At 59.2% G+C, this 10,493-nt stretch carries 9 protein-coding genes; 2 read left to right on the plus strand and 7 right to left on the minus strand.

Annotation, left to right across the window (positions count from 1 at the left end):
* Positions 1-205 precede the first annotated feature (205 nt).
* Together AB5Z14_RS06350 and AB5Z14_RS06355 are read left to right on the plus strand one after the other, a co-directional pair.
* Positions 206-1,552: an MATE family efflux transporter gene (locus AB5Z14_RS06350; protein WP_368130769.1), complete on the plus strand. Its 1,347-nt coding sequence runs from the start codon at positions 206-208 to the stop codon at positions 1,550-1,552.
* A 51-nt stretch (positions 1,553-1,603) separates the two neighbouring features.
* Positions 1,604-2,452, plus strand: a complete 849-nt coding sequence (locus AB5Z14_RS06355) for a MerR family transcriptional regulator (protein WP_368130770.1) — start codon at positions 1,604-1,606, stop codon at positions 2,450-2,452.
* Positions 2,453-2,492: 40 nt separating this feature from the next.
* On the opposite strand, the gene AB5Z14_RS06360 is transcribed toward AB5Z14_RS06355, so the two are convergent.
* The 7 genes from AB5Z14_RS06360 to AB5Z14_RS06390 all read right to left on the minus strand — a co-directional run.
* Positions 2,493-2,831: a type II toxin-antitoxin system RelE/ParE family toxin gene (locus AB5Z14_RS06360; protein WP_368130771.1), complete on the minus strand. Its 339-nt coding sequence runs from the start codon at positions 2,829-2,831 to the stop codon at positions 2,493-2,495.
* Positions 2,821-3,090: a type II toxin-antitoxin system prevent-host-death family antitoxin gene (locus AB5Z14_RS06365; RefSeq protein ID WP_117635874.1), complete on the minus strand. Its 270-nt coding sequence runs from the start codon at positions 3,088-3,090 to the stop codon at positions 2,821-2,823. The genes AB5Z14_RS06360 and AB5Z14_RS06365 overlap by 11 nt, the downstream gene beginning before the upstream one ends.
* A gap of 54 nt (positions 3,091-3,144) precedes the next feature.
* Positions 3,145-4,278, minus strand: a complete 1,134-nt coding sequence (locus AB5Z14_RS06370) for an exonuclease domain-containing protein (RefSeq protein ID WP_368130772.1) — start codon at positions 4,276-4,278, stop codon at positions 3,145-3,147.
* Between the two features lie 10 nt (positions 4,279-4,288).
* Entirely contained in the window at positions 4,289-6,595 is a 2,307-nt protein-coding gene (gene ligA, locus AB5Z14_RS06375) for an NAD-dependent DNA ligase LigA (RefSeq protein ID WP_368130774.1), read from the minus strand.
* Between the two features lie 449 nt (positions 6,596-7,044).
* Positions 7,045-8,511 (minus strand): S1C family serine protease, encoded by a 1,467-nt coding sequence (locus AB5Z14_RS06380; RefSeq protein WP_368130775.1) that lies wholly within the window; start codon positions 8,509-8,511, stop codon positions 7,045-7,047.
* A gap of 206 nt (positions 8,512-8,717) precedes the next feature.
* Positions 8,718-9,380, minus strand: a complete 663-nt coding sequence (locus AB5Z14_RS06385) for a response regulator transcription factor (protein ID WP_022095077.1) — start codon at positions 9,378-9,380, stop codon at positions 8,718-8,720.
* Between the two features lie 50 nt (positions 9,381-9,430).
* On the minus strand, positions 9,431-10,493 hold a 1,063-nt coding region (locus AB5Z14_RS06390; RefSeq protein ID WP_368130776.1), incomplete at its 5' end, for a glutamine synthetase family protein.

The following is a 10,493-nucleotide window of genomic DNA, read 5'->3' on the forward strand; positions in this document are numbered from 1 at the left end:
AGCGATGGTGTCAAGTGTTCCGAAATCGATTTCTACAAGGCTGGCGCAGGCGCTAAGCCCGCGTGGCACGCGACCGTATTCAAATGGAAATGATTGAAGGCGCAATTTTTTCGCCCCACCGGCAACATGGACCTTGACTCTACAATCGTTGTAGGGTTTTCACTACACTGGTACGTAAATGAACCAAGCCAGAAAGTGCCCGCCCATGGAACATGACCTCACACGCGGCAATGTCCTCAAGACCATCGCGGTCTTCGCCCTACCCTATATGCTCTCGTACTTTTTGCAGATGCTCTACGGCATGGCTGACCTGTACTTTATCGGACAGTTTAGCGGCGCCGCCGGCATCACCGCCGTGGGCAACGGCGCGCAGACGCTCTATATCATTACCGTAACGCTCGTGGGCCTGGCCATGGGAACGACCGTCATCGTCGGCCATGCCGTGGGTTCGCGCCGCTTCGATCGCGCCGAGGCCGCCATCGGCAACACCATCACGCTCTTTATGGGTGTCTCGGTGGTGTTGGCCGCGCTCTTGCTCGCACTGTGTCCGCAGATCGTGGAGCTCATCGGCACGCCGGCCGAAGCGGTCGAAGGCACTGCCGCCTACCTGCGCATCTGCTTTATCGGCATTCCATGCATCGCCGCGTACAACATCCTTTCGGCCATCTTTCGCGGCTTGGGCGATTCGCGCTCGCCCATGTATGTGATCGGCGTGGCGTGCGCCATCAACATCGCGCTCGACTTTCTGTTTATTGGCCACATGGGGCTCGGCCCCGTGGGCGCGGCACTCGGCACGGTGATCGCGCAGACGGCAAGCGTTGCCCTCGCGCTCGTATGGCTCAAGAGCCGCCGCACGAACATCCACGTCAAGCGCAGCGACCTGCGCCCCCAGACCGAGGTGCTCGGCAGCATCCTTAAGATTGGCGTGCCCGTGGCCGTGCAGGACGGCTGCATCCAGGTGGCGTTTATGTTCATCACCGTTATCGCCAACCACCGCGGGCTGGTCGACGCCGCCGCCGTGGGCCTGGTCGAGAAGATGATCAGCTTTTTGTTCATCGTGCCGAGCTCCATGGGCGCCACCGTCAGCGCGCTCACGGCGCAAAACGCCGGCGCAGGCAAGGGCGACCGCGCGCGTCAGGTGCTCAAGGACGCCATGACCATCTCGGTGGTGTACGGCTGCCTGATCACGGTGCTGATGTGGCTGGTGGCGCCGGCGTTTCTCGGCTTTTTTGCCAAGGACGCCGCAGTGGTCACAGCCGGCACCGGCTATATGCGCAGCTATATTTTCGACGCGATCTTTGCCGGCATCCACATTTGCTTTAGCGGCTTTTTCGCTGCGTACGGTAAGAGCTACATCGGCTTTGCGCACAACGTGCTGGCCGTGGCGCTCATTCGCGTGCCGGGCGCATGGCTGCTGTCGAACGCCTATTCCGACACACTGTTTCCCATGGGCATCGCCTCGCCGTGCGGGTCGATTCTTTCGGCAGTCATTTGCGTGGTGGCGTTTACGGTGCTCAACCGCCGCGGCACTTTTGACAAGCTCGTGGCGTAGCGGGGCGAGCCTGGCGACCCCGTCCCGCTTTCTGCCGAAAGGAGTAATCCTGTGACTGACACGTCCAGCGAACATACCGACGGCCTGCTCCGCATTGGCGAGGTGGCGCGCCTGTTTAACCTGAGCGTTGGCACACTGCGCCATTACGAGCAGCTGGGCCTGCTGGAGCCGGCGCATATCGACCCTGCAAGCGGCTATCGCTACTACGGAGCGCGACAGCTCTCCACTCTCAACACCATCAGCAACCTGCGCGTTCTTGACTTGCCACTGGCGCAGATTCGCGAATTTGTGACCACGCGCGACGTGGACCTCATGCAGCGCCAACTCGCCCAGCAGCAGGAGCTTATCGAACGTAAACGCCGTGAGTTGGAACGCGTCTCACGCAAGATCAACAACCGGCTTGCCTTGTTGCGAGGCGCATTGGATGCTGAGCTCGATACCATCTACGAGGTCAACGCGCCCGAACTTCGTTGCGCCGTGCTGCGCGAACGCGTCAACCCCACCGATGCCTATGCGTTGGAGTGGCAGATTCGCCAGCTGCAAAAAGGACAGCACGAGACCTTCGTTTTCCTTGGCAATCTGGGTGTGGGCATCGCGCCCGAGCGCATTGCCACCGGCGACTTCGATGGCTACGACGAGGTCTTTCTGCTGCTGGATGACACGGATGACTACCTGGGCGATGTCGAGGTACGCCCCGCCGCGCGCTGTTTGACCATTAGCTTCCGCGGCACGCACGGGCAGGCAGCCCCGCGCTACGAGCTCCTGCTCGACTACATGCACGAGCGCGACCTGTCCCCCGCCGGGCCCTCACGCGAAATCGCCCTCATCGACGACATCATCAGCGACGATCCGGCGACCTACGTGACGCAAATCACGGTGCCTGTTACCGCATCCAAATAAAAACCGCCCGGAAAGCGTTAAGCTCTCCGGGCGGTTCCGACTAATCGCTACTATCCAGCAACTCGAATCGATTTCTAGACACAACCAATGCGGCATAATCTTGGCTTTGGTGAAAAACGTGGGCAATCACAACGTCCTCGTTATCGTAGTAATAAAGCATTACATAAGAATTAACGAGGCAAGCATGGTAACCGAGCGCTGCAAGCTCAGGTAATTTCGATAAGCCGTAGTCAACTACGCCACTTCGAAGAAGCTGAAGCTGACTACGGTATTTATCCAGAAAGCGCCGGGCAGTAAAAACACCATGCCCCAATAGATAATCAACGATATCGTCAACCTCTTGTTCCGCTGTAGGCAGAATCTTGACGTTATAGGCCATATTTTGCCTCAAGGTCATCGAGAGCCTCAAAGGCATCACGCGCCGTGCCGGCAGCACGCTCCCGCTCGGCAACAGCTATGCGAGCCATCAGGCGAGCCTTAGCTTGTTCCTGAACCATGAGGTCGTAGTCTTCAGATCGAAGTACAACAAATTTGCTATAGCCGTTTTTTGTAACAGTCACTGGACCCGTAGTAGTTTCAACGAGCTCCGAGAACTTTGCGGTGTCCCGCATATCTTTAATTGGAACGCAAACGGGCATGGCACACTCCTAACATAATTGTGTACACAATTATGTTACACCAAAACGACCCCGCTATAGCCCCAAAGCATCTTCACTGACAATCTGGATGTCATCGCCCTTGGACTGAAGCTCCAGGGCCTTCTTTACCTTACTTCCGTAGTTTTTTGTAGTCCAAGCATCGCTGCCTTCATCACCAACAACTACGTAGTCACATTTCTTTGATACGCCACTCAGTACCTGACCACCGTTCTGCAAAATAAACTGCTTAATACACTCTTTTGAACCGTGATAGAAAGTACCGGAAAGGCAGAACTTCTTTCCTTCAATTTGAACCTGTCGATGCGACACGCCGTCAGAGCAGGGATTAATTATCCCCTGTAACAAACCAACCAATTGATCGGATTCATGCTCATCTATGTCACCATCCGCCAAAGCGGCGGCTAGAAGCGAACAAACATTGTCGAGCAAAGGGTCACCTTGCAACTTATCGTGCTCTTCGACATACGACAGTGACGACATTGCCTCCAAGGCATCAACCCTGTCATTGGCGACAATCATTTCGCACAAATTTAGAAAATCGCAGTAATCGGCAGTCTTTTCCGACTTCGCTCTCTGCGCCGAACCGCGGGGAGCCCCTTCATTTGAGCGTCGTCCGCAACCGGTACCAAGGCTATACGGTGCAAACATGGGGACATGCCCCTCGTCTTCCATAATCAGTGAATGGAAAATGCGCCTGCAAGCATCCGCATCGTCCAAGGCTCGATGATGGCTCCCCATCTCAAGATTTAAGCATCGGCAAACCGTTGGAAGCTTATAGTCTGGGTATTCTGGATGCCACTGCTTGGCAAGCTCTTTAGTGCAGGCGTAATTCCACTCGGGCCTGTCAAGTTCATAGGCATCAAATAGCTTCCACAGAACCGCCAAATCAAATGAAGCGTTGTGGGCAACCAGAGCGGCTCCGTCAAACAGGCTTTTCAACGAGCGTGACCATATTTCCGGAAATGTAGGAGCACCGGCAACGTCAGCATGGGAAATGCCCGTTAGCCTCATGTTAATTTCCGAAAACGGCTCTTCAGGATCAACCAAATAGGAGTCCTCTGCAAGGACGGTACCTTTGCAGTCACATCGAATTAGCCCAATTGAACTAATTCGATCATTGTGTCCATTTGGAGTTTCGACATCCAAAAACAGCACGTCTGCCGCCATGACAGCCTCCCTATGCCGCAGGCACTTCGCCTGTTTCGATTATTTCCTCAAGTTGATCTTCGTCCAATACAGGCACACCAAGTGCTTGTGCCTTAGTGAGCTTTGAGCCCGCATTCGCCCCCACAACTACATAGGAGGTTTTCTTCGAAACCGACCCCGTCACCTTGGCCCCCAAAAGTTTCAACGCATCCCCTGCCTCAGAACGAGAGCGTTTCTCGAGTGTACCGGTCAGAACAAAAGTCAATCCTGTTAGCGGTTGCTCTGAAGCGAGATCGGCGGAAATACCAGCTTTTTCAGACTCTGCTTGCATCGCGCCCATAAGGTCTTCCTCGAGAGAAAGGCCGTATTCGCGAAGTCGCTGAAGCACATCGAGATTTTCCGGAATAGAGAAGAACTCCTTTATGCTATTTGCGATTTCCGGTCCAACCCCTTCGATCTGGGCTATATCTTCCTCGTCAGCTATAACAAGCGCATCAATTGAAAGGTAACGCCGGGCTATAAGCTCGGCGACGCTCTTCCCCACCAAGCGAATCCCCAAAGCGAATAGAATCCTTGAGAGCGGCAACTGCCGAGATTTATTAAGCTCTTCGACTATCTTTTCAGCCGTCTTAACACCCACCGGTATGGGCTCGCCCGCATTTTTAACGATTCGATCGGCTTTGTAAAGCCTTGGAGTACCGTCCGCGTTGAGCATCGGCTTTCCATGCTTATCGAGCATGGGGTCGCCCTTACGATGTCCTCCTTTTACCACGCGACCCGTGTCCAGGCCGGCGATGTCGTCGACTGTGAGCTGGTAGAAGTCGGCAACGTCATGGATCAGGCCGGCGGCGATCATCTTGTCGACGATCTCGTCACCCAGGCCGTCGACGTCCATGCAGCCGCGGCTCACCCAGTGGAGCAGGCGCTCCTTGAGCTGCGCGGGGCAGTCGATGGAGACGCAGCGGTAGGCAACCTCGCCGTCCTCGTGGACCACGGGGCTGCCGCACACGGGGCAGACCTCGGGCATGTGCCAGTCGACCGAATCGGCCGGGCGCTTGTCGAGCACCGGGCCCACGACCTCGGGAATGACGTCGCCAGCCTTGTGCACGATGATGGTGTCGCCCTCGCGCACGTTTTTGCGACGGATCTCGTCGATGTTGTGCAGCGTGGCGCGCGCGATGGTGGAACCGGCGACCGTCACCGGGTCGAACTCCGCGACTGGCGTGAGCACGCCCGTGCGGCCAACCTGGATGCGAATCTCGCGCAGGACGGTCTGCTTTTCCTCGGGCGGGAACTTAAAGGCGATGGCCCAGCGCGGCGCGCGGGCGGTAAAGCCCAGGTCGAGCTGCTGCTGGAAACTGTCGACCTTTACGACCACGCCGTCGATGTCGTAGTCCAGGTCGCCGCGATGCTCAAGCGCCTGGGCGCAGAACTCGTGGACCTCGGCCGGCGTGGCACAGCGGGCCACGTTGGGGTTGACGCTAAAGCCGGCGCTGCGCAGCCAGTCGAGGAACTCGCGCTGGCTATGGACGTGCAGCGGATCGGTATCGGCAATGGCGTAGATAAAGGTAGCCAAGTCGCGGCGTGCTGTGACCTTGGGATCCTTTTGGCGCAGGGATCCGGCAGCAGCGTTGCGCGGGTTGGCGAAAGGGTCGCGGCCCTCGGCATCGGCCTCGTCGTTCAGGCGCACAAAGCTGCCCTTGGGCATGTAGACCTCGCCGCGCACTTCGATGGCGCGCTCACGGTCGACGCCCATGTGAGCGAGCGCCGGTTCGGACAGATGCATGGGCACGTCCTTGATGGTGCGTACGTTGAGCGACACATCCTCGCCCGTGGTGCCGTCACCGCGCGTAGCCGCGCGCACGAAGGTGCCGTTCTGGTAGGTAAGCGCCACGCCCAAGCCATCGATCTTGAGCTCGCAGGTATAGGTGACGCTGCCGGCGCCGAGCGCATCCTCGGTGCGCTGGAGCCACGCGTCAAGCTCATCAAGATCCATGGCGTCGTCCATGGAATACATACGTGCCATATGCGTGACCGGCGTAAACTGCTCGCTCACGTAGCCGCCCACGCGCTGGGTATAGCTGTCGGGCGTCACCAGGTCAGGGTAGGTAGCCTCGATTTCCTGCAGCTCAACGAGCATTTTGTCGAAGGCGGCATCCGTGATCTCGGGCGCATCGAGCATGTAGTAGCGGTAGGCATGGTAGTCGAGCTCGTGGCGCAGCTCGGCCGCGCGCGCTGCCGCCTGGGCGCGGGCATCGGTCGGCGCGGTGGCATCCGCGCTCGCGGGCGTTTCGGTATCGATGTCCACACCGTCACCAAACAGGCTCGATTGCTCCATAGCGGCACTCCTTCGCTCGATTTCAAACGGATACAAGAGTACCACCGGTCTCGATGGGGCCGAATAGTGGCCTCAAACCGCACCGAATCGGCAACCGTCGGATCGGGGTGGACAGTTAGTTCAGATACGTATAAATCTGCGAACCGAATCGAGCTCAAATGGCGCCATTTCGCTCCATTTGGTCGTCTCGGAGCGGCACGATCGGCTTATTTCTCCTTCCGAGCACCCATCAGGGCCCCATTTCCATCCCAAAACAGCTCAAAACGCATCCCGGACTGCCCCAGATTTATACGTATCTGAACTAACTGTCCAGACCATTCCGAACCAAGCTCCTCGCCAGCTCAAAATGATCCGTTTTCTTCCGTCCCCGGGGAATCATTATGGAAAGAGGGGCTGTCCCGCGCATGGCGGGGCAGCCCCTCTGGCTTCGATGTGTGTGAAACGGCTCGCTAGAATCCCTGGCCGTAGCCCTGACCCTGGCTCTGGCCCTGCTGGCCCAGCAGCTCCTCTAGGTACTGACGCAGCTGCTCGTCGGTGATGCCGCCGTTGCCGGTGTCGGTCGAGCTGTCGTCCTGCTGCTGGTTCTGCAGCTCCTCGTCGGAGCCCAGCTCAACAGTGACCTTCTTCTCTTCCTTGCCGCGCACGAGCGTGATCTCGACCTTCTCGCCCACCTCGTGGCTACGCAGTGCGATGATCAGGCCGTCGGCGCTTGTGATCTCGTCATCGCCCAGCTTGGTGATGACGTCGCCTTCCTGGATACCGGCCTTGGCAGCGGGACCGTCCTCCACAACGCTTGCCACATACGCGCCACTATCGGTGCTCAGCTTGTTGGTGCGAGCGTTGAGCGCATTGACGCTCGAGAGCGTGGCGCCCAGGTACGGATGAACCGGCGTCTTGCCGTCGATAATCTGGTCGGCGATGTTCTTGGCGTAGTTAACCGGAATGGCAAAGCCAACACCCGAGCTGGAACCCGAGTAGCTCTCGATGAGCGAGTTGATGCCCACGAGCTCGCCGTTGTCGTTGACGAGCGCGCCGCCGGAGTTGCCCGGGTTGATGGCGGCATCGGTCTGAATCATGTTGGCATAGATGGTGTTGCCGCTGGTAGAGCTCATGGCCGTGGAGCGATACAGCGCCGACACGATGCCGGTGGAGACAGACTGCTCGTTGCCGAACGGCGAGCCGATCGCCATGACCCACTCGCCCACGTTGAGTTTGGAGGAGTCACCAATCTCGATCGGGGTGAGCTTGGAGGAGTCGGCATCCTTGAGCTTAATGACGGCGAGGTCGCTCGAGGCATCGTTACCCACGAACTCGGCCTCGTAGGTGGTGCCGTCGTCCATGGTCACCACGTACTGGTCGTAACCGTCGACCACGTGGTTGTTGGTAAGGATGTGGCCCTCGGTATCGAGTACAACGCCCGAACCAACACTACCCGAGCTATCCGACGCGTCGGCAGACTGTGAAAGCGAGCTGCCCTGGCTGCCGCTCGAAGTGGCGGTAATGGAAACTACGGAGGGCAGCGCCTTGGCAGAGACGGCCTCGGCCAGCGTGGTGTCCTCGGAGTCGATGGTGATCTTTTGCGTCGACGAGCCCGAAGCGCCCGCCGTCACGGCGTTCTTGCCGCCACCGATATCGAGCGTGCCGCTCATGATAAGCGCGATGACCAGCAGGGCGCCGCATGCGCAGCCGGCGAGCGCCGTAATAAAGATCGGCAGCTTTTTGGTCTTGGTCTTGACCACCGTGTGCTTGTTCACGACCTGCTGACTACCCAGCGGCTGGCCGGTCTGTGTGTCGTAAGCCTGCACGTAGGGAATGTTGCTGCCGGCAGGCGTCGACTCCACCTGCACGCGCGGTTGCTGCTGCGTCTCGCCGGCGTTGCCCGCATCCTGGGGACGCTGGGAATCGTTCTCGCTCATGGCTGCGATCCTTTCGTCAAATAACCAAAGGCCCGCCAAACATGTGGCGGGCCATCATTGTTCACGTTGAGTTGTACCCCAATATGCGGGCGCAAGTGTATGAGAACGCAATCTTTTAGGAAGGCTTAAGTTCTGCCGCAGGCCCGAAAGGACCCGGCCTGCGCCAAAACCACCACAAAGGCGCCTGTCCCCTTTGTGGTGGAAATCTAGTCCTTAAACAGATAGCCCACGCCGCGGACGGTGGTGATGTGCGCCGCGATCTGCGGGCCCACCTTGGAGCGGATGCGTCGAATGTGCACGTCGACGGTACGCGTGCCGCCGCAGTACTCAAAGCCCCACACGCGGTGCAGCAGTACCTCGCGGCTGTAGGCACGGTTGGGATGCGTCGCCAAAAAGCTCAGCAGCGAGTACTCCATCAGCGTCAGGTCGATGGGCTCATCGTCGAGCGTCACCTGGTAGGTAGCCAAGTTAATCTCGAGGTTATCGATGTTGAGCACGTCGTCGGCGGTGACAGTCTCCTCCTCGCCCATCAGGCGCTGCGCACGAGCCTTGAGCTCGTTGGGCGTCGCCGTGGGGCATACGAAGTCGGCATGCGCGTGATTCGGCAGGCGCAGGGTGCCGAGCGCCTCGTCGTCGACGATTACCAGCATGGGAACGCCGCCGCGATCGTCGAGCCACTTGGCAATCTGATCGATACGGTCGCTGCGGATGCCGTCGGAATCGAGGATCAGCAGGTCAAAGTCGTGCGCCGCAGTCGGCGAATCGGGGGTGGCCAGGCTCACCTCGACACCCAGGGTGGTCGTCAGGCTGCGGGCAAACTCGTGGAAGCGCGTCGTGCGCGCCATGAACAGGGCACTCTTTTCGGACATATCGGCCTCCAAAGAAATGAGCTCAATCGTACTGGGACAAGCCAGCGCGATTAGGAGTTCGCCAGGTAGTGCTTAATCTCCCACTCGGTGATCGTGGACTCGAACTTATGCCACTCGGCGCGCTTCTTTTTGAGGAAGAAGCTGTGAATGTGCTCGCCGAGGGCATCCTTCATAAACTGCGAGTCCTCAAACACGTCGAGAGCCTCTTTGAGTGAGCGCGGCAGTGGCGTGTAGCCGGCCTCGAGCATCTGACGGTCGGTGAGCTTGAGCGTCTCGGCCGTGGCCTCGGGCGGGAGCTCCAGCTTGCGCTCGATGCCGTCGAGACCAGCCGCCAACGTGACGGCGTTGACCAGGTACGGGTTGGCCATGGGATCGGGACTGCGCAGCTCGATGCGCGTGGACAGCTGCTTGCCGGGCTTGTAGACCGGGATGCGGACCATGCTCGCGCGGTTGCGCAGGCCCCACGTGGCGTACTGCGGCACGGAGTCGCCGCCGGTGGTGATGCGCTTGTACGAGTTGACGGTGGGGTTGGTGATGGCGCTGATCTCGCGCGCGTGCGCCAGGATGCCGGCCATATAGTGCTTGGCGACGTCGGAGAGATGATACTTCTCGTCGTCCTCGCCCCAAAAGACGTTGTTGCCGTCGTGGTCGAACAGCGACTGGCACAGGAACATGGCACTGCCGTCCTCGCCCGCCAGCGGCTTGGGCATAAAGGAGGCGTGGCAACCGCTCTCGTAGGCCTGCTGCTTAATGATGAGCTTGGCCGTGGTGATAGCGTCGGACATGCTCAGGGCCTCGGCGTGGCGCAGGCTCATGCCGTGCTGCGAGCGGCCGGCGGCGTGGAAGGTGTACTCCACGGGCACGGACATCTTCTCGAGCGTAAGGACTGTGTTGCGGCGCAGGTCGCGGGCGGCGTCGCTCACCGAAAGGTCGAAGTAGCCCACGTTGTCGAGCGGCTCGGGCGTGTGCTCGTCGGGGAAGTAGTAATACTCCAGCTCGGCACCAACGTTGAGCAGGTAGCCGGCCTTCTCGGCCTTGTGGAACATACGGCGCAGGGCATCGCGCGGATCGCCGGCGAAAGGCTTGCGATCGGGGGTGCACACGTCGCAGAAC

Origin of the sequence: Collinsella aerofaciens (assembly GCF_040910265.1) — a bacterium.
In the GTDB taxonomy this organism is placed as follows: Bacteria; Actinomycetota; Coriobacteriia; order Coriobacteriales; family Coriobacteriaceae; genus Collinsella; species Collinsella aerofaciens_BK.

Coding starts and splice junctions, on each gene's coding strand:
- AB5Z14_RS06350 (WP_368130769.1), top strand. CDS start 206: ATGGAACATGACCTCACACGCGGCAATGTCCTCAAGACCATCGCGGTC.
- AB5Z14_RS06360 (WP_368130771.1), bottom strand. CDS start 2,831: ATGGCCTATAACGTCAAGATTCTGCCTACAGCGGAACAAGAGGTTGAC.
- AB5Z14_RS06365 (WP_117635874.1), bottom strand. CDS start 3,090: ATGCCCGTTTGCGTTCCAATTAAAGATATGCGGGACACCGCAAAGTTC.
- AB5Z14_RS06370 (WP_368130772.1), bottom strand. CDS start 4,278: ATGGCGGCAGACGTGCTGTTTTTGGATGTCGAAACTCCAAATGGACAC.
- ligA (WP_368130774.1), bottom strand. CDS start 6,595: ATGGAGCAATCGAGCCTGTTTGGTGACGGTGTGGACATCGATACCGAA.
- AB5Z14_RS06380 (WP_368130775.1), bottom strand. CDS start 8,511: ATGAGCGAGAACGATTCCCAGCGTCCCCAGGATGCGGGCAACGCCGGC.
- AB5Z14_RS06385 (WP_022095077.1), bottom strand. CDS start 9,380: ATGTCCGAAAAGAGTGCCCTGTTCATGGCGCGCACGACGCGCTTCCAC.